The sequence below is a fragment of the Marinobacter sp. BSs20148 genome (assembly GCF_000283275.1).
Taxonomy (GTDB): domain Bacteria; phylum Pseudomonadota; class Gammaproteobacteria; order Pseudomonadales; family Oleiphilaceae; genus Marinobacter; species Marinobacter psychrophilus.
The window spans coordinates 3,802,567-3,825,587 of the sequence record NC_018268.1 but is presented as its reverse complement, the minus strand read 5'-3'; the positions used below and the strand labels follow the sequence as shown (position 1 = coordinate 3,825,587).

Below are 23,021 nucleotides of genomic sequence, written 5' to 3'. Positions count from 1 at the left end.
GCCAGCTACCAGGGATTGTGATGATCGAGTTCCGCCAAGTCACGAAACGCTATGACAGCGATCACACCGCGCTGCGACAGGTAAACTTTGCTCTTAATCGGGGCGAACTCGCGTTTCTGACCGGGCATTCCGGGGCCGGTAAAAGCACCTTGCTGAAACTGCTGATGGTGATGGAGCGCCCCAGCGCCGGTGAAGTATGGGTTGGTGGGCAATTGTTGAACAGCCTGCCGCGGCGGCAGATCCCCTACATTCGCCGTCACATCGGCGTGGTGTTTCAGAACCACCAGTTGCTGTTTGACCGAACCGTATTTGACAACGTTGCCATGCCGCTGCAGGTCATCGGAGTGGCCCCGGGTGACATCGGCCGGCGGGTGCGCGCGGCGTTGGACAAAGTGGGTCTGCTGAGCAAAGAGAAAATGAACCCCTTGCAGTTGTCCGGTGGCGAACAGCAGCGCGTCGGCATTGCTCGGGCGGTGGTGAATAAGCCTCCGGTGCTGCTGGCCGATGAACCTACCGGTAACCTCGACCCGGAGCTGTCTGCTGATATAATGAATCTGTTTGGCCAGTTCAGTCAGGTTGGCGTAACCGTGTTGATTGCCAGCCACGACATTACACTGATTAACGACATGAACCGCCGCACCCTAAGGCTAGACCAAGGCCAGCTGGTGGCTGATGGCCGCCCGCGGATGGAGGCTAACCGTGGCTAAAGCACCGGTACCGCGGTCCGGCGGCGCCCGTCAAAGCGCCTCTCCGCTGAAACAGGTTGCGGGCAGTTATCTGGACCACCACCGCACGGTAGCCCGCGATAGCATAGCGCGCATGTGGCGCAATCCGGTGTCCAGCATTATGACTTGGGCTGTTATGGGTGTTGCGTTGGCGCTGCCGGTCGCGTTGTTATTGCTGCTGGCCAGTTTGCAGAATGTCAGTGCCGGTTGGGAAAATGGCGCGCGGGTGACGGTTTACCTTGGCCTTGAAACGCCTTTGCCGCAGGCCAATGCGTTGGCCGATCAGATAGACACTGACAGTCGGGTGGCGTTTGTAGAACTGGTAGACCGCGAGCGCGCCCTGGCTGAATTTCGCGTCAGCTCCGGGCTTGCCGACGCACTGGATTTTCTGCAGGAGAACCCGCTGCCGCACAGCCTATTGATTACGCCGGAGGCGAGTTATCGCAGTACCGACGGTGTCGAGGCTTTAGTTGAGTACCTTCAAGGCCTGCCTGCAGTGGAGCGTGTACAGGTGGACCTGGGCTGGCTGCAGCGGCTGAATGCCCTGGCTGGCTTATTGACGCGGGCGGCTCTGGCACTGGCAATCTTGTTGGCGGTTGCGGTCGTATTGGTTATTGGTAATACCGTGCGCTTGGCCATTGAAAGTCGGCGCGATGAAATTCTGGTGGCCAAACTTGTGGGTGGCACTGACGCCTTTGTGCGCCGCCCTTTTCTGTACACCGGCGCTTGGTTTGGTTTGGGTGGCGGATTAGTGGCCTGGCTGCTGCTGCTCATAACTTTTTGGTGGCTAAGCGCACCGGTAGCAAGATTAGCGGCGTTATATCACAGTGATTTCGTTCTGAGTGGGTTGGGCTTTGAAAACGCAGGAGTGTTGATATTTACTGCCATGACACTGGGCTGGCTCGGAGCCTGGGTGGCGGTGCGAAGACACTTAGATGACATGGAGCCCGGAGACCACTAGAATGGCCGGCCGAAAGTCTGTAAACACCCATATTTACCGCGTTTTAATGATGCGTTTAGGAACTTTCAGGGCATTTTGTGGTCTCATGGGCCATTGCCTTTTTTTACAGCGTAGAGATTCGGAGGAATAAAGCATGGGCACAAGTTTACAGCTGATGGACAAGCTGGTTCCGGGCGCTAATCTCGAGTCTTACATTCAGGCTGCGAGTCGCATACCTATTTTAACAGTGGATGAAGAGCGCGCATTGTCGGAACGCCTTTACTATGAAGGCGACGTAGACGCTGCTCGGCAATTGATTCTGTCGCATCTGCGCTTTGTGATTCACATTGCCCGAAGCTATTCCGGTTACGGTCTGAATCAATCTGACCTGGTGCAGGAAGGTAACGTGGGTCTGATGAAAGCCGTAAAACGCTTCAACCCCGAATATGGTGTTCGGCTGGTGTCGTTTGCGGTGCATTGGATTAAAGCAGAAATTCATGAATTCATTTTGCGCAACTGGCGCATTGTGAAAGTGGCGACCACCAAAGCCCAACGTAAGCTATTTTTTAATCTGCGCGGTCAGAAGAAGAAATTGGCCTGGTTGAGCCACGATGAGCTAAACGCAGTAGCCGCAGACTTAGGCGTGGAAGCTCGCGTGGTGCGAGAAATGGAAGGCCGCCTGTCGTCCCACGATACGGCTTTTGATGGCCCGATGAACGATGACGAAGACAGTGCTTACCAGGCGCCGGCGTATTATCTTGAAGACCACCGCAGCAATCCGGCTACCCAACTGGAACGCTCCGACTGGACCGAAGATTCCAACGGCCGCCTGATGCAGGCTCTGTCCACTCTGGACGATCGCAGCCAAGATATTCTGCGCGAGCGCTGGCTGTCAGAGACCAAATCGACCTTGCACCAGTTGGCCGATCGTTATGGGGTATCTGCCGAACGCATTCGCCAATTGGAAAAAAATGCGATGAAGAAAATACGTCTGCACATGCAAGAAGCGGCCTGACTTTAACCGCTTAACTGCAACGTTAACAAGGCTCTGCCAATGAACGCCACCGCCGCTTTTGCGCACGGTGGCGTTTCCGTAAGTATTGCGTCGTTATAGACGACAGCCTCTTACAAGATGGTAACTGGCCCAGCGGCCAGGTTATTCGTACCCTTGCATCACTATCATAGGCCAGCGGGAGGAATACCGGTGAAAGCACTGGTCATAGAAGACGATCATGACGTAGCAAGTTATCTGGTGAAAGGCCTGCGGGAATCTGATTTTGTGGTGGATCACGCGGACGACGGCAAAAAAGGCATGCTGATGGCAGCCAGCGAAGAATACGACATTATGATTGTCGATCGCATGTTGCCTGGCATGGATGGCCTCGCCATCATCAAAACTGTTCGCGCTACAGGCAATCAGGTGCCAATTTTGATTCTCAGCGCCCTAGGCGATGTGGACGACCGGGTAGAGGGCCTGCGTGGCGGCGGCGATGATTATCTCACCAAACCGTTCTCTTTTACCGAGTTGCTGGCCCGCATCGAATCTCTGATTCGTCGTAATCGCCAGGCAGCAGAAACTGAGACTGTCCTGCATGTGGCCGATCTGGAAATGGATCTGCTGGCACGCACGGTTAAGCGCGCAGGCCAGAATATCGACGTACAGCCGCGGGAATTCCGCCTTCTGGAATATTTGATGCGCAACGCCGGGCAGGTGGTCACTCGTACCATGCTGCTGGAAAAAGTCTGGGATTATCATTTTGACCCCCAAACTAATGTGATTGATGTGCACATAAGCCGTTTGCGGGCGAAAATCGACAAAGAATTTGATACGCCGCTACTGCAAACCGTTCGCGGTGCGGGATACATGCTGCGTGAAACTGCTTAGCCAGCTCAGAACGTCGTCGTTCCAGCTGGCACTGCTTTATATGGTGGTTTTTGCCACCTCGGTGTTCTTGCTTTTGGCGTTCATATACTGGCGTACGGCCGGTTTTATGACAGCCCAAACAGATGCCACGATTGAAGCCGAAATTGCGGGCCTTGCCGAGCAGTATCGTGGGCGCGGCGTGAACGGTCTGATTACCATCATCCGTGAGCGTGTGGCCCGCGAGCCCAACGCTAAGTCTATTTATCTGCTGACCACCGACGAGCATGTCAAGCTGGCCGGTAACATTCAGCAATGGCCGCAGAGCACCCCCACGGAAACCGGCTGGATCAACTTCAAACTCGATGAATCAGTAGGTTGGATGGGTAATCAGCGCCTGGCCCGTGCGCGAATCTTCGAAGTGCAGGGCGGTTTGCTGCTGTTGGTAGGCCGCGATGTGGAAGAGCTGACCAACGTTAAAAAGGTCATTGAAAACACCATCAATTGGGGCATGGGTATTACTCTGGCTCTGGCTCTGCTGGGCGGTTTTTTGATGAGCCGAAGTACTACCCGCCGCATTGAAATTATCAATAATACCTCGCGCCGAATTATGAGCGGGCACATGTCACTGCGTATTCCAAATCGCGGAACCGAAGACGATTTCGACCAACTGGCGGAAAACCTGAACCAGATGTTGGACCGTATCGTGTATTTGATGGAGGGTATTCGCCATGTATCCGACAGCATCGCTCACGATTTGCGCACCCCGCTGACCCGCCTGCGTAATCAGCTTGAAAATACCCTGATGTCGGTCGATAACGACGAAGCCCGTGAGCAGGCCAGACGTGCGGTGGCCGAAGCCGACCAACTGCTAGCCACGTTTAACGCGCTGCTGCGTATTGCCCGACTGGAAAGTCGTGGCAACGCCGGGGATGTGAAAACTGTGGCAATAGACGCTCTGGTAGAAGACGCCTGCGAACTTTACGAAGCCTTGGCGGAAGTTAAAGGTCAGAGCTTCGAACAAGAGCTGGAACAAGGTGTAAACGTTGAAGGCGACCGGGATCTGCTGTTCCAGATGTTCAGTAATCTGATTGATAACGCCATCAAGTACACCCCGGAACACGGCACCATTCGCATTGTTGTGCGCAAAGAAAACGACGAAGCGATATTTTCGGTGCAAGACAGCGGTATTGGCGTGCCAGACGAAGAGAAGAGCCAGGTTTTTCAACGCTTCTACAGGGTGGGAAAAAGCCGTTCTTTGCCAGGTAACGGGCTTGGCCTTAGTCTGGTGAATGCGGTTGCGGAAATTCATCAGGCCCGCATCGACTTGACGGACACTCACCCCGGTGAAGAGTCGCCTGGGTTGACCATTACCGTGCGTATGCCGGCGGTGGTGAAAGAGCGCAGAAAGCGGCGTAGAAAAACCATTAACGCTGCTAGCCCCGGGATTGACGACGACGCCAGCTTGGTCTGAAAGCAAATTCAGCCCTGTTGTTTATCTTGCTTGAGTGGTCGTAACAGGCGACTAGCCCGCTGTTCAACCGTTTCGCTCAGTCTTTCGAAACGGGCTTTCTGCAGATCAAAACGAACCTGTAAACTGTCCCATTCGCCTTCCAGCTGCTTCTGTCCGTGCATCAGGTAAGCCGCCAGGTTATGGCGATTTACCTTACTGGTAATACCGAAACGGTCCAACTGATAACCCAGGGTGTCGACACCTTGTAGCGCCAGGTCCTGTAATTTTTGGCGGTTCATAACAGCCTCCGTTGTGAATGTAACTGCGTTGGCTGAACGTTACGCCGGGCTACTAGAGTGCACAACCTAATTATGGTGAGCGGTAGCGCTCAGCAGTCAATTCGGACCAACGGGTAACGGCTCCGACACCTATTGGTAATAGTGTTGGAGTAAACTTGTAGTTGTCACGCAGTTGGAACTCCAGACAGCGCGAACCTTGCCCCGTTTAATGGGGCTTTTTTATGTCTGCTGTCAGCGTTCATGAAATGTCAGCAAGGGTAGCGAATGGTCTCAATGAGCCAGGTTTTTTCGCCGGCCGGCAGTATAACCATCACCTCGTCACCCACCTCTTTTTTCAGGCAGGCGCGCACCAGGGGTGCGTCGACAGAGGCGTAATCGTTGCGGCCGTATATTTCGTCAGGCCCTACAATGCGGAACGTCAGTGGCTTGTCGTCTTCGTCCAGCAGGCTGACCCAAGCGCCAAAAAATACCTTACCTTCTTGCTCCGGCGAATAGGCAACCACCTTCAATTCTTCAAAACGCTTGCGCAGATAGCGCACGCGACGGTCTATCTCCCGCAGTCGCTTTTTGTTGTATTGATAATCAGCGTTTTCAGAGCGATCGCCAAGGCCGGCGGCCCAGGTAACTTTGCGGGTAACCTCTGGGCGTTCGTGGCGCCAGAGCTGATCCAGCTCTTTCTGCAGCAAATCATAGCCTTCGCGGGTAATCAGATTGGTTTTCATGGCCGGCCCACGGCGCTACTTAACCGCAGCGAGTTTGTCGATGTACTGCTGCATTGCCTGGTCTTTTGACGCACCTTCCAGTTTGGCCCAGGCGTCGTACTTTGCCCGACCCACAAAATCCATCATTCCCGGGCGCTTACCGCTGGCATCGCCGACGGTTGCCTGCTTGTACAGTGCATAGAATTCGAGTTTCATTTCAGTGGAAGGCTTCAAGTCGCCGTCGGCGTTCTGTACCTCATTCACGGCTTCATCAAATTGGGCGTTTAAATCACTCATGGTGGCTCTCCTGTGGGTGATAGCGAGTATAGCGGGCGCGATGGTTGTCGTCATAGTTCAAAGTGTAGTGGGTCAAGGTGGGATGGTTTGGAGCGAAAAATTGCCCTTGTTCACATTCTATTCAATTGACTATCTACACAGCCTATGGTGGCGAGCAACCAGAAAAAATCAATGACTTGCCGCACCTTTTAACAACCTTCCGACTTTGACATAGCAGCTCATAATTTTCTTAGTCGCCTACATGGTGTTGGACTCTTGGCAAGCTAAGTTCGCCGTTGAACTAGTTTTTTAAGCCGCCTACGTGGCGGCGAACGATGTCGTGGCCTCCGCGTGAACCCCGCTGCGCATAATCGCGGTTATGTTCAGCCATTGGTCAAGTTCGCCGGTGCGCCCGGCTGAAAACCTCACCACGTTCAGATCGACGCGACGCCACCAAGCGAATCAGTTCTTGATCGTTCAGGCGCTTCAGCATGGCTTTGTGGATATCCGCTGGCGTGCAGTTTCTGCACTTTGGGCTAGGTGTGACACGCATTTGGTTGTGAGTGCAAGTGGAATGACACGCTCGCAAACATAGCTCGCATCTTAAGCATGCTTCAAAGTAGAGTGGCAAACGTTGAGCATCAGGATGGAGCGCAACCTAAATTTTTAGGAGTTGTTTATGTTTGTTATTTCATGGATGAAGCGCCTGAGTTCAGGCTTATTGGCAAGCATGGCGCTGATGACCGCTGGTGCAATCGCTGCGCCAGCAAGCGTTCCGCTGGCCAATGTGTATCAGCAAGGTGCGCCGCTTGCGGATTATTGGGTAAGTGAAAAACTGGATGGAGTGCGGGCTTATTGGGACGGTGAACGTCTGTGGTCCCGCCGCGGTAATCCGTTTCAAGCGCCTGACTGGTTTGTCAGCGATTTCCCGCCGCAGCCGTTAGACGGCGAGCTGTGGCTGGGGCGCGGCCATTTTGCACAACTTTCCGGCATTGTGCGCACTGTTCGTCCAGTAGATGCGGATTGGCGTTCTGTGCGTTTTATGGTGTTCGATTTGCCGTTGGCCGACCAGACATTTGACCAACGTCTTCCGCAGTTGCGCGAGTTGGTCAGTCAAGCGGGTTCACCCTACCTGGCCTTGGTTGAGCAGCAACGGCCCGGAAACCATCAGCAGCTGATGGCTCATCGGGATAAGGTGATTGCTGTCGGTGGCGAAGGGCTGATGCTGCGCCGTGGCGCTAGTGTCTATCAGGCTGGCCGCTCGGATGACTTGTTGAAAGTGAAGCGCTTTGACGATGCTGAGGCGATCGTTGTGGGCATTCTGCCGGGCAAGGGCAAATATCAGGGCTTGATGGGCGCGCTGCGGGTGCGGCTGGCCGATAACCGTGAGCTTCGCATTGGTAGCGGCTTCAGCGATGCTGAGCGTATAGATCCACCGCCGGCGGGCAGTGTTATTACCTTCAAATATTCCGGCCACACCGCCACCGGCCTGCCACGGTTTGCCAGTTTTATGCGAGTTCGAAATGATGAACCAAAGGCGGTAGCTGTGCCATAGGTCGCTGCGGATAACCGCAATTCTGAAACGGCTGCGTTAATGGGCTGTCAGGGTGCCCTTCTAAGAACGACTGAAGAGCAAAAAAGGCGTGGCATTAGGTTGTCACGCCTTTTTTTGGTTTCTTTTTTTGTTTACAGCAAACCGCTTTGCGCTACAGTGCTTGTTTTCAAGATGGTTATTGGGAGAAGCTTATGTCGGCTACCGACTCTATCGACTGGCGTACTTCGCCGGCCGCCGTGTGGCGCCGGCACCGTTCCGGCCTGCGTGCTATTCGCCGCCTGGATCCGGTTACTTGGGGGTCGCTGACCGGCGTAGACCAACAGCAACAAGCGCTGGCGCTGAACACCGAACGTTTTTTGCAGGGGCAACCGTCTAATAACGTACTGCTTTGGGGCGCCCGCGGTACTGGCAAATCGTCATTGATCAAAGCGCTGCTGAACCAGTATCAGGTTCAGGGCTTGCGAATGATTGAAGTGGATAAAGACGACCTGGTGCACCTGCCTGAAATTGTGGATGATTTATGGGACTTGCCCTACCACTTCGTTATATTTTGCGATGACCTGTCATTTGAGGCCGGTGAAACCAGCTATAAGGCGCTGAAAAGCGTTCTGGAAGGTTCGCTGGAACTGCCACCGGAGAATGTGCGTGTGTACGCCACCTCGAATCGCCGCCATTTGATGCCTGAGTACATGGTAGACAATATGAGTAGCCACAGTCGCGGGGGTGAAATTCATCCGGCTGAAGCCATAGAAGAGCAGATATCCTTGGCTGATCGCTTTGGCGTGCAGCTTTCGTTCTATGCGTTTTCCCAAGAGCTTTACTTGCAGGCGATTGATGCTTTGTTTACCGAAGTCGGCGATCGTGAGGCCCTGCACCAGCAAGCCATTCGTTTCGCGACCGCTCGCGGGGTACGTAATGGCCGCACAGCGCAGCAGTTCTTTCGTCAGCATGGCCCGCGCTCGCCAATAGTTGATCAGTAGGCGATTACTCGGTGGTTAAGGTGTCGTCGAGTTTATATCCGCGCCTGATTCAACCGCGGGAATCACCAGCTGGAACGCCACGCCGTCAAGGCCGTTTCGGCTCTGATTATCCGCCTTCAAGCGGGTCAGGTGGTAGTTTGCAATCAGTTGCGCAATCAGCAGGCCCTGGCCCAGATGATGTTCGGGCGTGTCGAGTCCACCTGCTCTATGGGACACAAACGCCGAAAAAATATCCGCTCCGGCGGGTAGTCGGGAACCCTGATTGAATACGCTGAGTTGCCAGCCCTGATCAACTCGCCGCAAATCCAGCTCAATACGTTGGCCGCCGGGGGTGAAGTCCCGCGCGTTGTCGACTAACTTATCCAAAAGCTGTACCAATAGCTCCGGCGACCCCAAAACTTGACTGCCCTGCTCTGGGCCCTGGTACACAATAACGTGGTGCGGATCCAACGCCTGGTAGGCCGCCGTCACCTGCGTAAGCACGTCAGCCACATCAAACACCTCTTTGTGTTCGGCTTCCAGGCTCTGTTCCAGACGTGTGGCTTCACTCATGCTGCGTAAAATACCGCTAAGCCTGGCTACGGCGCTTTGGGCCCGGGTTAGGTAATTCTGCCGCGCGGCTTCGTCGCTGCAGTGAGTCAGGTTATCAAGGGATGAGCGTACCACCGCCAGTGGCGTTTTCAGTTCATGGGACAAGCGCTGTGAGAAGCTTTCCAGGTATTGGTTGTAACCGTGAAGACTGCTGACCAGCCGGTTAAAGCGTTGCTGAAGCTGGCCAAGCTCGTCGTTACCGATGCCTGACTTTGCCGGTAACGGCACTTGGGCCGCCATTCGGCCATCGGCATCCACACACTGGGTGACCCATTTCGCCAAACGACTAATGCGCCATGACAGCCAGCTGGCATAACCCAGCAAAACCACCACCAAGCCAATAATAATCAGAAAGCTGCGGGCCAGTACGGTGCCCAGAGCGGCGCCTGAAATGTTCAGCAGTTGCTCCAGGGATTGCTCCAGCACCAGTGTTCGCCCACCAAACACCGGTGCCTGTGCGCTCAGCCAAAGGCTACCGTTAACGTGACGCATCAACGCCGGGGCGGGAAGATTAACCGGGAGCTGGCGCCAGAGCTGTTCATTCACCAGAAGCGAGTCGGGTTGATTGGCCTTCACCAGCGCTTGCAGCAGATTCTGCCCGACCTGTTGCAGCCAAGAGGCGTTTTCATCTGCTTGGTCGATGTCTGTCGTCGTTGCGGCTATGGCTGTGCGTTGCTGACGGGCAATTACCCAACCGGACGCTTCCATTACCCGCAGTTGCTGGCCACTGTCTAGCCAGCTGGCCAGCGTCTGTTCCAGGTCCGCATTGCGGCGAATCAAAGTGGCCGCTGGAATCTGCGCCAATGGCGGACCTTCAGCAGCCACGCCTTCGCTCCCATAAAGGCCAAGCGTTATGCGGCTGCCTGCGGCGGGCCGGGGCAGGACCAGTTCCAGCTGCCAGCCATTGGCTACCGGCTGCCAGAACGCGTTCACTCCGGGGTCGGTTTTGGTCCAGTTAGCGCCGCTGCGGGCCGGCAGCCGTCCGGGTGCCGACGGGCGTAGCAACCAGGCCTGATTGCGCGGGTTTATATGGAGCTCATTGGCGCCACTGAACAGTTGCAGCAATAGCCGGTGGTGGGCCTGCTGCGGCGCGCCGGGATTGAACAGCTGAGGCGGCTGGCCTGGAATGCGGATCAGCAGATACAGAGCTTTATCGCTGTGACTGGCCTGCCAGTAAAGCGTGCTAGGTTGAGAGGAAGCCCCAGGCAGCTGCTGCCAAGGTTGAAGAGCGGACAAAGGTGCCTGCGCCGACGGCGGGAACGGCTCGAGTGATTCGTAGCCTGGCCAATCATCGGCGTAGCCGTCAAGCAGCAGGGCGCTATTCTGAGCCGCGGTATAAACCGCAAACGTGCCGGCGGCCAACGGTGGCTGTGCCAGCAGTTCATCACCCGTCAGCAGGGCCAGGCGATTTGCCTGTTGCTGTAATTGTTGCTGGGCCTGCTGGCGCAGAATGTTGTCTAACTCGAGCGCAAACTGAACCCCGGCAAGAGGAACCAGCAGCATTAACAGGCTTACCAGCAACAGCTGGCGTTTCAGACTCAGTGCGGCCACGCGCACGGCTCTCGGTTTGGTCCAAAAATGACGCGCTCAGACATTGTGGTCGTGCCAGCGGTAACCCATGCCGTAAACCGTCTGAACGCTGTTGAAGTCGCGGTCCAGAGCGCTGAATTTGCCACGAATACGCTTGATATGCGACGTCACCGTATTGTCATCGAGTACCGTACTGGCCGCGTCCATCAGCTGCTCACGGCTGCGCACGTGGCCTGGGTGGCGGGTCAGTGCGTGGAGCATCCAGAACTCGGTGACCGTCAGCTCAACGGCCTGGTTGTTCCAGCTGGCGCTCATGCGGTCCAGGTTCAGTGTCAGTTTGCCTCTTGCCAGCAATTCGTCGGGTTGTTGGTAAGCCTGATTCCAGGCATCTGCGCGGCGCAGCAGTGCATTAATGCGGGCCAGCAGATGTTCCATGCTCATGTCTTTGGTGACGTAGTCATCTGCGCCGAGGCGTAGGCCGTGTACCGAGTCTATGTCGCTGTCGCGGGCGGTCAGAAAAATAATCGGCAGCGTGGCTGACTGCCGGCGTAAATCCTGGCACAAAGTAAACCCGCCCTCCGCTTCGCTCCCCAGGCCCACATCAATAATCGCCAAGTCCGGCAACTGCCGCTGTAACGCATGCCAGGCAGCTGGCCGGTCACTGTAGGTAGACACAGAAAAGCCCCTGCGTTCGAATGCGGCGCGGTAATTGTCGCGGATGGCGGGTTCGTCTTCGATCAATGCCAGATGCTTGTTCATGGCGGCCCGGTGAGTGGATGAGGAGTTAGTAGGTGAGCAATGCTGCAAACCTAAGATAATGGTGACGCTCGCGCGGCACAAGGGCAAAAGAGTTGTACTGCGGGGCGCGCCACAATTGATCACAGTTGCCCGCTATCGTTGCCATATTAGGGTCATACAGTGCTGTTGCAATGATTGCGGGGGCCTGCCGGGTATCCGCAGCAATAACGCAACTTACTAACGTAAAATGGCGGTGCTGATTATGATGATGACAGGTCTATTTTTTGCGCAGGTAATATCCTTTAGCCGTGCGTTATTACGCCGCGCCATAGCCCGGCTAAGGCGTGGCCGTGATGCCGCAGGTCTGTGGCTGGTTATGTTGTTAATTCTGTTTGTGCACCCGCTGTTTGGCGAAACCGGCGACGCTCTGGATTCTGCAGTATGGGTGTTTGAAAAAATTGGCACTGTCTCCGGGCCGTAAACCTGGCGTACACTTGGGCGCCAAAATATTGGACGCAGAGTTGCTATTTTATGGCCCTACTAAGAAAAATCCTGGCGTGGACAGGTGTGTTGCTGCTTTGTCTGCTGTCGATGGTGCTGTATTTGGCGCGGCCCTTTAATCCGGATAATAACCGTATTCTGGCGGGGGTGTGTGCCCGTTTCGGGCGCGCAGTTCTTGGCATGCAGCGCCCGCTGTACGGCGCGGAGAATATGCCCAAAGACCGTTCCATGGTGGTGATTGCGAATCACCAGCATAACGACGATTTTTTGATTGTGGGGGATGTTGTGCCACGGCGCGTGGTAGCGGTGGGCAAGCTGGGGCTGTTGTGGGTGCCGTTTTTCGGACAGGTATTCTGGCTTGGTGGCAATGTAATTCTGAACCGTTCGCGCTCGCGCAAATCCGTTGCCAGCATGCAGGCGGTAGGCGATACCATTGTTCACGAACGCAAAAGCCTGTGGGTTTTCCCAGAGGGCACGCGCAGTCGTGGTAAAGGGCTGCAGAGTTTTAAAAAAGGTGCATTTTACGCGGCCATTGCCTCTGGATCACCGCTGGTGATGGTGTGTGTTGGCCAGTACCAGGATAATTCCTTGGGCTGGCTGGGCCGCCGCAAACCGGTTCCGCTCAGGATTTTACCGGCCATTGAAACCACTGGCATGACTAACAAAGACATACCCGAACTGATCGCGCGCTGCCACAGCGCTATGGCCAAGGCAATTGCCGAGCTGGGTGAAAGTAAGGCACAGTGAGTTCGCTTCCGTTACTTGTCGGCGACGCGGGCATGGCCTGCGCGGGCAGTTCATTGATCAACAGGACTGAATATGATTTTACCTATAACCGGTGTTTTCGCGGCTGTTATCGGAATTTTGCTGCTGGTTTTGTCTGCCGTGGTGGTTAAGTACCGGCTCAAATACGGCAAGGGCATGGGTATTGCGGAAGATCTCGATTTTGAGGCCGCCGTGCGCGCCCACGGTAATCTGGTGGAATACGCACCGCTGACCCTGATAATGCTGGGTATTGCTGAGTTGAACGGCGTTTCCAGCGGGTTTATTTACTGGATTGGTATGGCTTTTGTGCTGGGTCGTATATTGCACGCGTGGGGCATGTATCAGGGCCAGGGCGGGCCCCACAAGGCCCGCATGGTGGGGATTTTGCTAACCTGGGCTACGATTTTGGTGATCGCCGTGTTGTTGCTGCTGAATGTGTTTCAAGCATACGGCTAGGCTGAAGATCTCAGGGGGTTCTGGCCAATTTAGCCGGACAGCGCGCTGGATACGCTGTATTGCACGTACTCCAGTTCAACCCGGCGGTTGGCCGCATGATCTGCCCGTGTTGCCAGCGGGCGGTCTGAACCCCAGCCGACGGCTTTTAAACGCTGTTCCTCGACGCCCTCTTCAATCAGAAAACGCACCACGGCGCTGGCCCGCAGGCGCGACAGAAAATGACCGTAGTCGGCGGTACCAAAGGCGTCGGAATGCCCGTGTACGCACACATGTAGATGAACGTTGCGGCGCAGGTAGTGGCCGTGACGGGTAAGCATGTCCATGTCGGCGGCGCTAAGCTGATGCTTGTTGTAGCCATAATGGAACTTCAGCTGACGGGGTTTGTTTGACTCGGCGCATGAATCAGGCTGAAAACCCTCGGCCAGGGTTGCGCGGGCCAGTAGTTCCGGGCTATCCAAAACAAGAACGGTCATGTGGTGTTTCCTTGCATTCGGGGGCCGGCTGATAATGTTTTTACGCCATACGGTGATGTTCATAGCCGGATTGCGAGGCCGTACTATATCAAGACCGAACGATTGGCGCGCAGAACAATAACAGCATTAGGCGGTTGGTCGATAGCGCCATTAAACCGCGCAACCAAGGCTACGCTATGACAAAACACGGCTTACAGGTGGCCAATTGTGATCAAATGTGATGTCCCATGCTGATTATTCCCGCTGAAAACGCCGTTAACTGGAAACGCCCGCCCTGGATTACCTTGGGGTTGATGCTGGCCTGCGTGCTGGTGTTCACGTTTTATCAGGGCGCCGACCAGCGCAAGCTTCAGGTTGCTGTTAACCACTATCTGAAAAATAATCTGCAGGCTCTTGAGGCACCGGTTTACGAAGATTACCTGCTGCGCCAGATACGCCAGCAGGGCGATAGCGAATCGGTTTACCAGCTGCAGCAGATGCGTCAGCTACAGGCCAATCAGAAAGACGGCTGGCTGGCCGTTACCCTGCTGATGGACCGCGACTTTTATCAGTATTTGCTCGATAACCGTGATCTGGTGTGGGCCAGCGCAGAGCGAGAGCGATGGCAACAGCAGCGGGGTTTCATTGAAGACAACTTTATTGGCCGGCTTAGTTCCCAGCGTTTTGGGCTGATTCCCACGCAGTTGTCGCTGCACAGCCTTGTCAGTTATCAGTTTTTGCACGGCGGCTGGGGCCACTTGCTGGGCAATATGGTGTTTCTGTTTTTGCTAGGATTTACCGTGGAGAAAGCCCTGGGAGCTGCGCGCTTTCTGTTGGCCTATCTGCTGTGTGGGGCGCTTTCTGGACTGATGTTCACTGGATTCTCCGCCGGCAGCCTGGTGCCGCTGATTGGTGCGTCTGGCGCCATTTCCGGGCTGATGGGCATGTACGTGGCGATTTACGGTCTGCAGAAGATCCGCTTTTTCATTTTCCTGGGCGTCTACTTCAACTATTTCCGAGCGCCGGCTATCGCCATTCTGCCGGTGTGGTTGGGTAAAGAAATTTACGATTACTGGTACGCCGGCGCTACCGGTATTGCCTACATGGCCCACGCTGGTGGGCTGCTGGCCGGTGCGATTCTAGTGGGAGCGTTGGGCAAAAGCTGGTTTCAGGTGAAAGATACGTTTTTCGAGCCTGAACCCGAAGCAGAAGATAGCGCCTTTACCGAGGCTTATGGGCAGGCTGTGGCGGCGATATCTACCCTGGATTTTGAGCTGGCCATTACGCGCTTTGAGGCTTTGCGAGAAGTTTATCCCCAGAGCGCGTTGGTGCTGCAACATCAGCAGCAACTGGCACAACTGCGCCCGGACCTGCCCGAGTATCGCCACTTTAGCCGCGAGCGGATAGATGATGCGCTCAGCAGGCAGCAATTTGATCAAGTTATTGCGGTCTGGCGGGAATATCTGGCCAAAGGCGAGGCGCACCAGCCGTTGGCGGCGGAAGACCACAACCGTGTGCTGTTTGCCAGCCTGAAACAGCATGATTTGAGCACCGCAGAAAAAGCTTTTGAGCGCCTTCGAGGCGTGGGCAGCGAGCTGATGGTCAGCGAGGCCTGTCGGCTGCTGGTGGCGGAGTTTGAAAAACGCCAGATGGCACCCAAGGCCCGGCACTACCGGCAGTGGTTATAGCGCTAGGCTGATGACGTCGCCAGGCAGAACACTAGTCTGCTGCGTTAAAGCTGGCTTTGGGACCGCGTAATGGCTGGTGTTCTTGCGCTTGCTCCAAGAAGTACTGAATCTCTGGGTGCTGGGGGTGTTGCGGACACTGGCGTTGAATAAAACCCAGAAACGCCGTGGCTTTTTCCCACTGGCCCAGGCCGTTGGCCAAGGCTTGCGCGGCCAGCAGGTAGGCTGGCACCAGTGCCTGGCTGTCGGCAAAACGTTTGTGAAAATCCTGCAGTAGTTTCAACGCCAAACGATAGTGACCGCTGCGATAAAGCGTGCCGGCCACCGTTACCGAAAGCTCGGCGTCTTGCAAACGGAATTGTGGGTCTGCCTGCTGCAACTGTTCCAGCAAGTTTGCCAGAGCCTTGCCATCATTGCGCGCTGCCAACCAGGCCATGATGCGCGGATGGTTAGCGTGCAGGCTGCGAAGGTCATTGCGCGCCGCCAGCAGCCTGTAAAGTTGGCCAATGCGCAGCGTGTTGTCTGGTTCGCGTTTGAGCTGCTCTAGCAGCAGAGTCTGCGCGCGATCGTAGTTGCCATCTTTCAGGTTCATGTCCAGGTCGGCATCAAAGCGCTGGCTGCGATCGCGGTGGTGCTGATCTTCGGGTTCGACAGCGTCTTGGTAATCCGCAGCAAAGCCCAGCTCCTCCTGATACTGAAACAACAGATAACCCAGCATGTGAAATAGCATCAGTGTAAAGGTGCTGTTAAGAAAACCCGCCAGCGGCCGCGATACCCATTCTGAAAAGTGCGTGAGGGCAAAATCCTGGGCCGCGGCAGACGCCAGCACCAGAAGAATCAGGTAACCGTAAAGCAGGAAGTAAGGGCTGCCGATGCGGGCGATCAAAGTGGCCAGGTTCAGGGGATTTACCGCCGCACCCACGCTGCGCTCCATGGCCAACACCATAATGCTGGCGGGCAGGGCTAACACCACAAACGCCAGCGTCAGCATTAATAGCAAGGGCCCGCCCAACATGCCTGCGGCCGTTACCAGTCCGCCCATCAGCGCAAACACCAGAATCTGCAGAATCACAATGTTAAAGCCGCTGCCGCTAAAGGCCTCGGCCAGCGGTGGTGGCTTCAGGTGGCCTTCTGCAGTGCGATTGATAACGGCGTAGGTGTATTTCATCAGCGCCAGCGCCAGTAACAGCCACACCAGCAAGCCCAGTAGGTTTTGCGGCACCACTGCTGGCACCAGTGTGCAGATGGCGATAACCAGCAGTGGATCAGTGTGGAATGGGTAGCGGAAAAACGCGCCCAGCCGATGCCAAAACGGCACCACCTCGGTGGCGGCGCCCAAATAGCGCATTGCCTTGTTGCACTGGGGGCAGAGCCCGCGGCGCTGTTTGGTATTAGCGTCTGGCATGCAGCGAGCGCAGAAATGCTGCTGGCATTCACCGCAATGCCATTTGGCGGGGTCGCCGGGGTGATAGTGGCAATCGTGTTTCAAATGCGTTTGTGTCCTGACTGGCTTGGGTGCAGTGGCTATAATGGCAAAAGCGCCGTCTAAAGAATACGTTGTTTCCGTCGTTAACTATCGGTTAGTTGGTCGGGAATTGCCGACAACCTATCACTTTTCCCACGGCTAAGACGGAAATTCCAGCTTTGAGGCATAGGTCTGCAATTCTTCTGGCCAGCGCGGTTTTGCAGTGGTTGCGGATGGGGTGCGGCAGCTGTCGCGGCGCACCCAGGAATTCACCACCGAAATCCGTGTCACCATTGCCGAAGTGAACGGCATAAACCTGCAGATTGCATCGGCGACCAAGTAACAGGCAGTGGCATCCGGACAGATCAACCAGAGCGTTCAGCAGGTGGCTGAACAAAACCAGGACGTTTTGCGCAAAGTCCCAAAAACCCGGGTCATGGTGACCGGCATTGAGCAGGTGACTGGCCCGGTAGATGAGCAGATCGCCGGTTACAAAACTTGTTAAAACCGACTATAAAATGAGTATTAATGCGTCACTATTCAGCCGCTGAATAGTGAAGATCGTTGTTATAAAGTTGCAGTCTATCGAAACGGTGCGATAGTAGTAGGAGCTAAATTCACCGTAGGAGGTACGCTATGTCTAGTGAACTTCACAGTCAGGATAGCCTGAACACCCTAAGCAGCCTGAAGGCTGGAAACATCACCTATCATTATTACAGCTTGCCGAAAGCGGCGGCTGAGCTGGGTGACCTTGACCGCCTGCCGTTTTCGCTGAAAGTGCTGTTAGAAAACCTGTTGCGCAATGAAGACGGCACCACGGTAGGCCGCAGCCATATTGATGCCATGGTGCAGTGGCTCGAAGACCGCAATTCCGACACTGAAATTCAGTTTCGCCCGGCGCGGGTACTGATGCAGGACTTTACCGGCGTGCCCGGGGTGGTAGACCTTGCTGCTATGCGCCAAGCTGTTCAAAAAGCCGGCAAAGACCCGGCAATGATAAACCCGCTGACGCCGGTGGATCTGGTGATAGACCACTCCGTTATGGTTGATCGCTTTGGCGACGCTTCGGCGTTCAAAGACAACGTTGCCATGGAAATGGAGCGCAACGAGGAGCGCTACGAGTTCTTGCGCTGGGGCCAGCAGGCCTTTGATAATTTCCGCGTGGTGCCACCCGGAACCGGTATTTGCCACCAAGTGAACCTGGAATACCTGGGCAAAACCGTATGGCACAAACAGCTGGGCGACAAAACCCTGGCTTACCCGGATACCCTGGTGGGCACCGATTCTCACACCACTATGATCAACGGCCTGGGCATACTGGGTTGGGGCGTGGGCGGCATTGAAGCCGAAGCCGCCATGCTGGGCCAACCGGTATCTATGTTAATTCCCGAAGTGGTTGGCTTTAAAATTAGCGGCAAATTGCGCGAAGGCATTACCGCCACCGATCTGGTGCTGACCGTTACCGAAATGCTGCGCGGCTATGGAGTCGTGGGTAAATTTGTCGAGTTTTACGGCGACGGCCTGAAAGACATGCCGGTGGCCGACCGCGCTACCATTGCCAACATGGCGCCTGAATACGGTGCCACCTGCGGCTTCTTCCCGGTAGACGAACAGACACTGAAGTATCTGCGCCTGACCGGTCGTGAGGAACAGCAGGTCGAGCTGGTAGAAACCTACGCCAAGGCACAGGGCCTTTGGCGTGAACCCGGCCACGAGCCGGCGTATACCGCTACCCTCGAATTGAATATGGATGAGGTCGAAGCCAGCATGGCTGGACCCAAACGCCCGCAAGACAGGGTGGCGCTGAAGAACATGAAAGCCGCGTTTGAACTGGTGATGGAAACCGGCGAAGGCGCACCCAAAACGAATGACAAACGCAACAACGCACTCGGATCTGAGGGTGGGCAAACCGCCGTCGGTGTCGACAACAGTTATCATCATCACTCCAGTCAGATGCTGGCTATGAATGGCCAGGAAACCCGACTGGACCCGGGTGCGGTTGTGATTGCGGCGATTACCTCTTGCACCAACACATCCAACCCCAGCGTTATGATGGCTGCCGGCCTGGTAGCACAAAAAGCGGTCGCTAAAGGCTTGAAAACCAAGCCATGGGTGAAGACGTCGTTGGCGCCAGGCTCGAAAGTGGTTACCGAGTATCTGCGCGCAGGCGGTTTTCAGGGCGATCTGGACAAGCTCGGTTTTGATCTGGTGGGCTACGGTTGCACCACGTGTATCGGCAACTCCGGCCCGCTGCCCGATGCGGTGGAAAAAGCCATTGCCGATGGTGACATTACCGTGGCCTCGGTGTTGTCTGGCAATCGCAACTTCGAAGGCCGGGTGCACCCGCTGGTGAAAACCAATTGGTTGGCGTCGCCGCCTCTAGTTGTTGCTTACGCGCTGGCGGGTAACGTGCGGGTGAATCTGCTGGAAGATTCGCTGGGTGACGACAAAGATGGCAACCCGGTGTACCTGAAAGACCTATGGCCCAGCCAGCAGGAAGTGGCAGAGGCGGTAGAAAAAGTCAAAACGGACATGTTTCGTACCGAATACGCCGCCGTGTTTGACGGCGATGCTACCTGGCAGGCGATAGAAGTGCCAGAAACCAAAGTGTACGAGTGGTCAGACGATTCCACCTACATCCAGCACCCACCTTTCTTCGAAGGCATGGGCCCGGAGCCCGAGCTGGTGGACGACATTCGCGAAGCGCGTATTCTTGCGCTGTTGGGGGATTCGGTCACCACCGATCACATATCCCCCGCCGGCTCGTTCAAGGCCGATAGCCCTGCCGGTAAATACCTGCAGGAGCACGGTGTAGAACCAAAAAACTTCAACTCTTACGGTTCACGTCGCGGCAACCACCAGGTGATGATGCGTGGCACCTTTGCCAACGTACGTATTCGCAATGAAATGTTGGATGGCGTAGAAGGCGGCTTTACTCGCTACGTGCCTGATGGCAAACAGATGCCGATCTACGACGCCGCAATGAAGTACCAGCAGCAGGGTACGCCGCTGGTGGTGATTGCCGGTAAGGAATACGGCACCGGCTCCAGCCGTGATTGGGCCGCCAAAGGCACTCGCCTGCTGGGCGTGCGTGCGGTAGTCGCCGAATCTTACGAGCGTATTCACCGCTCCAACCTGATTGGCATGGGCGTAATGCCACTGCAGTTCCAAAGTGGCACCGACCGCAAAACCCTGAAACTGACCGGCGACGAAACCATCGCCATTGATGGCTTGTCTGGCGACATCACGACCGGGCAAATTCTGAGCATGACGGTCACTTATGGGGATGGCACAACCGCAAGTTGTGATTTACTATCGAGGATAGACACAGCGAACGAAGCGGTGTACTTCCGCCACGGCGGGATTCTGCACTACGTGGTTCGGGAAATGCTGCGTAATGCCTGACTTCTGTTGCTAAAAGTCGTTATGGTTAAAGGGCCAGCTACCTAAAAGGTGCTGGCCTTTTGTTTATGTGGCAATGCGAGCATCAAAGTCTGTAGTGATATGGGCGCAGTTTACGATCGTACGTTTGAAGCCTGTCGAAAAGTTTTTGGCAGGTGCGTCGTTTTGGTAAGTTTCACAACAAGAAAAGGCCTCAGGATGAATGTGTTGATTGTTGACAGCGACGACAACATGGCAGCTTTGCTGACCAGTATTTGCGTCGGTGTAGACTCAAGGGTGCGAGTGCACAGATTTGGCTTTGTGCAGAACGCGTCGGACCACTGGGAAGTTCACGGAGCGGATTTGATACTGGCGGATTTGCACCTTCCCGATGGCAGCAGCCTAGAACTGATTCGCCGTGTGCGCCGCTCGCAAAGCGAGGTGCCCGTGTTAATGCTCAGCCGAATAGCTGATCGTGAATCCATATTGAAGGCGGCCCGCCTGGGCATCAGTGGCTTTGTCAGTAAACCGTTCAGCGTTGAATTACTGCACCAGCGGCTACGCAGTTTGCTCCCCCAGGGACAGGTAGGTGACAGCATGAATCTGAACGAGCACATTGCAGCAGCTGTAAGCACTATGGTGCAGCTACCCGGAGCCCCGAACACCGCTGGAATAATCGAGCTGCTTCAGCGCAGCGAGGATGTCAGCGCGGCAGAGCTGGTGCAATCATGGCGTAACGAAGTTTCAGTAACGGCGCGTTTACTTGCGGTAGCGGGCAGTATTTCTTTTCGCCGCTCCGGACTGCCGGTGACAACGTTGAAGGATGCCATTCTGGCTCTGGGTGTACCGATGGCACTGAATTACGCGCTGGCGCTGTCGTTGGATATTTGTGGCCAGTTGGCGCATCCGATACTGGCAGAAAAAGCAAAAGAGTTGCTGGCGCAGGCTGTGGCCGTGGCCGACACGGCTTACCGGCTGGCATTGAAGCTCGGTGAGCCTGCCGTACCCTGCCATACCGCCGGATTGTTGAGCCGGGTAGGAGACTTAGCGGCGTTAAAACTGATGCAACAGTACTGTAAAGCAGGCGAAAAAGCCCTGAGCGCGGAGGAGATAGACCAAGCTCTGGCCGACTGGGCGCAACCCTTGGGCAATCAGATTAAAGTGCAGTGGCGCCTGCCGCTGCCGCTGCGGGAGGCGATTGGTGCTGTACATTTTCTACCGCGAGAAACAGTGATTCAGTCGAAACTGATTATGCGGGCTGCCGGGTTATACGAGAGTGGTCTAATAGACAGTGATGACGGTCAGTGGTTACAGCGCCGACTCGGTCTGGATGGCTCAAGTTAAAGCACGGTCTTGCTTCAAACGGTGGCTGCTATTCAGGCAATCGGTTAAAATTTGTCGCGCATTTTGACAACCCTCCATCAAGGCCGTTATGTCTTCTTCTGAATCTGTGAATGAAATCAAAGCCCGACTGAATCTTGAAACCTCCCGCATTCACTGGCATGACCTGCAAACGCATTATGCCCGCGGGCAAGTTGTGAGAGTGGCCGCCGACACCGATTTACTAAACGTGGCGTGCGAGCTGGTTGCCGACAACAAAGCGCAGTTTGAACACTGGTTGGCCAGCGGCAAGGTGGGCGATGTTTCGCCGGATCTGGCCCGCGGCTGGCACCAAAACAATGCCGAGTTGTGGGCAGTGGTGATCGCGCCCTGGGTGCTGGTGCAAGACCGTGCCGATGGCGTAATGCACTGATGCTGACCGGAGTGCTGCTCATACTGGCGCCGTTGTTTCTGGGTTTTGCCATTTCCATTTCCAACCGTCGAGCGATGACGGTTATTCACTACCTGGTAGAAACGATGGTGTACCTGATTCTGGGTATGCTTGGTTTAGGGCTAGGGCAAATGGAAGGTTTGGGCAGTCAGCTTAGCACCATGGCAAGCCAGGTGTTGGCCCTGGTGGCACTGTTGTTACTGTGTAATATGGGTGGTTTGTGGTTGTTCCACCGTTGGCGCCCGCTGACAGTGAACCGCGCGGAAGAGTCGGCTAGTCCTAGCTATCGGCGGCTGATCATGGCGGCGTTTAAGCCATTGATCGCGGCGCTCGCTGGCTTGTTGTTGGGCTATTACCTGTTGCCGGCGGTACCGTTTATTGATCAGCTCGCCACTGGCCTGCTAATGCTGTTGTTGCTGCTGATTGGCTTACAACTTCGTAACGCTGGTTTGTCCCTGCGCAAGTTGCTGGTGAACGTGCAAGGCCTGGGCATTGCGCTGGTTCTAATGGCCAGTTCGATGATGGCGGGTGTGCTGCTGATACCGGTGCTAGGCTTGCCATGGAATCAGACATTGGCACTGACTTCCGGCTTTGGCTTTTATTCGTTGTCGGGAATTGTTATTGGTGATGCCATGGGCCCGGCCTGGGGCGGGGTAGCGTTTATGAACGACGTGCTGCGTGAAATCATTGCTCTGGCCATCATTCCGCTGGTTATCGCTAAACGGCCAGCACTCGCCATAGGTTATGGCGGCGCCACCGCTATGGATTTCACTCTGCCGGTGATTCGCAGCAGCGGTGGCCTGGCCTGCGTGCCGGTGGCTATTGCGTCTGGGTTTGTGTTGTCGTTTTTCGCCCCGGTATTTATGGGGCTGTTTTTGTCATTAGGCTAGGCAAGT

23 protein-coding genes are annotated in these 23,021 nt (G+C 55.5%); 16 read left to right on the top strand and 7 right to left on the bottom strand.

The window, feature by feature from the left end:
• The first annotated feature begins 20 nt into the window (after positions 1-20).
• The 5 genes from ftsE (at position 21) to MRBBS_RS17450 (ending at position 5,000) form a co-directional block, all read left to right on the top strand.
• A complete protein-coding gene (gene ftsE, locus MRBBS_RS17470; protein WP_014872934.1) occupies positions 21-707 on the top strand; it encodes a cell division ATP-binding protein FtsE in 687 nt (228 codons plus the stop codon).
• A complete protein-coding gene (gene ftsX, locus MRBBS_RS17465; protein ID WP_014872933.1) occupies positions 700-1,686 on the top strand; it encodes a permease-like cell division protein FtsX in 987 nt (328 codons plus the stop codon). Before ftsE ends, ftsX begins: the two co-directional genes overlap by 8 nt.
• A 133-nt stretch (positions 1,687-1,819) precedes the next feature.
• The gene (gene rpoH / locus MRBBS_RS17460) at positions 1,820-2,680 is read left to right on the top strand and encodes an RNA polymerase sigma factor RpoH (protein ID WP_014872932.1); all 861 of its coding nucleotides are present in this window, start codon (positions 1,820-1,822) and stop codon (positions 2,678-2,680) included.
• Between the two features lie 189 nt (positions 2,681-2,869).
• Positions 2,870-3,550: a response regulator transcription factor gene (locus MRBBS_RS17455; protein ID WP_007348255.1), complete on the top strand. Its 681-nt coding sequence runs from the start codon at positions 2,870-2,872 to the stop codon at positions 3,548-3,550.
• Positions 3,537-5,000, top strand: a complete 1,464-nt coding sequence (locus MRBBS_RS17450; protein WP_014872931.1) for a sensor histidine kinase — start codon at positions 3,537-3,539, stop codon at positions 4,998-5,000. The genes MRBBS_RS17455 and MRBBS_RS17450 overlap by 14 nt, the downstream gene beginning before the upstream one ends.
• An 8-nt stretch (positions 5,001-5,008) precedes the next feature.
• Here MRBBS_RS17450 and MRBBS_RS17445 read toward each other — a convergent pair whose 3' ends face one another.
• From MRBBS_RS17445 to MRBBS_RS17435, 3 genes are all read right to left on the bottom strand, one after another.
• A complete protein-coding gene (locus tag MRBBS_RS17445) occupies positions 5,009-5,278 on the bottom strand; it encodes a hypothetical protein (RefSeq protein ID WP_014872930.1) in 270 nt (89 codons plus the stop codon).
• Between the two features lie 248 nt (positions 5,279-5,526).
• Positions 5,527-6,000 carry a transcription elongation factor GreB gene (gene greB / locus MRBBS_RS17440; protein WP_014872929.1) on the bottom strand — a complete coding sequence of 158 codons (474 nt, stop codon included), beginning with the start codon at positions 5,998-6,000 and terminating at the stop codon, positions 5,527-5,529.
• A 15-nt stretch (positions 6,001-6,015) separates the two neighbouring features.
• Positions 6,016-6,276: an acyl-CoA-binding protein gene (locus MRBBS_RS17435; RefSeq protein WP_014872928.1), complete on the bottom strand. Its 261-nt coding sequence runs from the start codon at positions 6,274-6,276 to the stop codon at positions 6,016-6,018.
• A gap of 658 nt (positions 6,277-6,934) precedes the next feature.
• Here MRBBS_RS17435 and MRBBS_RS17430 point away from each other — a divergent pair.
• Together MRBBS_RS17430 and MRBBS_RS17425 are read left to right on the top strand one after the other, a co-directional pair.
• A complete protein-coding gene (locus MRBBS_RS17430) occupies positions 6,935-7,810 on the top strand; it encodes a DNA ligase (protein WP_014872926.1) in 876 nt (291 codons plus the stop codon).
• A 191-nt stretch (positions 7,811-8,001) separates the two neighbouring features.
• Positions 8,002-8,790 carry an ATP-binding protein gene (locus MRBBS_RS17425; RefSeq protein ID WP_014872925.1) on the top strand — a complete coding sequence of 263 codons (789 nt, stop codon included), beginning with the start codon at positions 8,002-8,004 and terminating at the stop codon, positions 8,788-8,790.
• A 15-nt stretch (positions 8,791-8,805) separates the two neighbouring features.
• Here the strand turns inward: MRBBS_RS17425 and MRBBS_RS17420 are convergent, their stop codons facing one another.
• Positions 8,806-10,932 carry a histidine kinase dimerization/phospho-acceptor domain-containing protein gene (locus MRBBS_RS17420; protein ID WP_014872924.1) on the bottom strand — a complete coding sequence of 709 codons (2,127 nt, stop codon included), beginning with the start codon at positions 10,930-10,932 and terminating at the stop codon, positions 8,806-8,808.
• Between the two features lie 36 nt (positions 10,933-10,968).
• Positions 10,969-11,670 carry a proteobacterial dedicated sortase system response regulator gene (gene pdsR, locus MRBBS_RS17415; RefSeq protein WP_014872923.1) on the bottom strand — a complete coding sequence of 234 codons (702 nt, stop codon included), beginning with the start codon at positions 11,668-11,670 and terminating at the stop codon, positions 10,969-10,971.
• 241 nt (positions 11,671-11,911) lie between these two features.
• Between pdsR and MRBBS_RS17410 the strand changes: the two genes are divergently transcribed.
• From MRBBS_RS17410 to MRBBS_RS17400, 3 genes are all read left to right on the top strand, one after another.
• Positions 11,912-12,130, top strand: coding sequence for a hypothetical protein (locus tag MRBBS_RS17410; protein WP_227497540.1), 219 nt, complete (start codon positions 11,912-11,914; stop codon positions 12,128-12,130).
• 50 nt (positions 12,131-12,180) lie between these two features.
• Positions 12,181-12,897 carry a lysophospholipid acyltransferase family protein gene (locus MRBBS_RS17405; protein WP_014872921.1) on the top strand — a complete coding sequence of 239 codons (717 nt, stop codon included), beginning with the start codon at positions 12,181-12,183 and terminating at the stop codon, positions 12,895-12,897.
• Between the two features lie 72 nt (positions 12,898-12,969).
• Complete coding sequence (locus MRBBS_RS17400) at positions 12,970-13,371, top strand: MAPEG family protein (RefSeq protein ID WP_014872920.1); 402 nt, start codon at positions 12,970-12,972, stop codon at positions 13,369-13,371.
• Between the two features lie 29 nt (positions 13,372-13,400).
• Here MRBBS_RS17400 and MRBBS_RS17395 read toward each other — a convergent pair whose 3' ends face one another.
• Positions 13,401-13,844, bottom strand: coding sequence for an OmpA family protein (locus tag MRBBS_RS17395; RefSeq protein ID WP_014872919.1), 444 nt, complete (start codon positions 13,842-13,844; stop codon positions 13,401-13,403).
• 227 nt (positions 13,845-14,071) lie between these two features.
• On the opposite strand from MRBBS_RS17395, the gene MRBBS_RS17390 reads away from it, so the two are divergent.
• Positions 14,072-15,511 (top strand): rhomboid family intramembrane serine protease, encoded by a 1,440-nt coding sequence (locus MRBBS_RS17390; RefSeq protein WP_014872918.1) that lies wholly within the window; start codon positions 14,072-14,074, stop codon positions 15,509-15,511.
• A 31-nt stretch (positions 15,512-15,542) separates the two neighbouring features.
• Here the strand turns inward: MRBBS_RS17390 and MRBBS_RS17385 are convergent, their stop codons facing one another.
• Complete coding sequence (locus tag MRBBS_RS17385) at positions 15,543-16,997, bottom strand: B-box zinc finger protein (protein WP_014872917.1); 1,455 nt, start codon at positions 16,995-16,997, stop codon at positions 15,543-15,545.
• A gap of 325 nt (positions 16,998-17,322) precedes the next feature.
• Between MRBBS_RS17385 and MRBBS_RS19720 the strand changes: the two genes are divergently transcribed.
• From MRBBS_RS19720 to MRBBS_RS17365, 5 genes are all read left to right on the top strand, one after another.
• On the top strand, positions 17,323-17,478 hold the full coding sequence (locus MRBBS_RS19720; protein WP_014872913.1) for a hypothetical protein: 156 nt from the start codon (positions 17,323-17,325) through the stop codon (positions 17,476-17,478).
• 131 nt (positions 17,479-17,609) lie between these two features.
• A complete protein-coding gene (acnA, locus tag MRBBS_RS17380) occupies positions 17,610-20,378 on the top strand; it encodes an aconitate hydratase AcnA (RefSeq protein ID WP_014872912.1) in 2,769 nt (922 codons plus the stop codon).
• A gap of 195 nt (positions 20,379-20,573) precedes the next feature.
• Positions 20,574-21,698 (top strand): HDOD domain-containing protein, encoded by a 1,125-nt coding sequence (locus MRBBS_RS17375; protein ID WP_014872911.1) that lies wholly within the window; start codon positions 20,574-20,576, stop codon positions 21,696-21,698.
• A gap of 88 nt (positions 21,699-21,786) precedes the next feature.
• A complete protein-coding gene (locus tag MRBBS_RS17370) occupies positions 21,787-22,107 on the top strand; it encodes a DUF2288 domain-containing protein (protein ID WP_014872910.1) in 321 nt (106 codons plus the stop codon).
• On the top strand, positions 22,107-23,015 hold the full coding sequence (locus tag MRBBS_RS17365; RefSeq protein WP_014872909.1) for a lysine exporter LysO family protein: 909 nt from the start codon (positions 22,107-22,109) through the stop codon (positions 23,013-23,015). Before MRBBS_RS17370 ends, MRBBS_RS17365 begins: the two co-directional genes overlap by 1 nt.
• Positions 23,016-23,021: the final 6 nt, after the last annotated feature.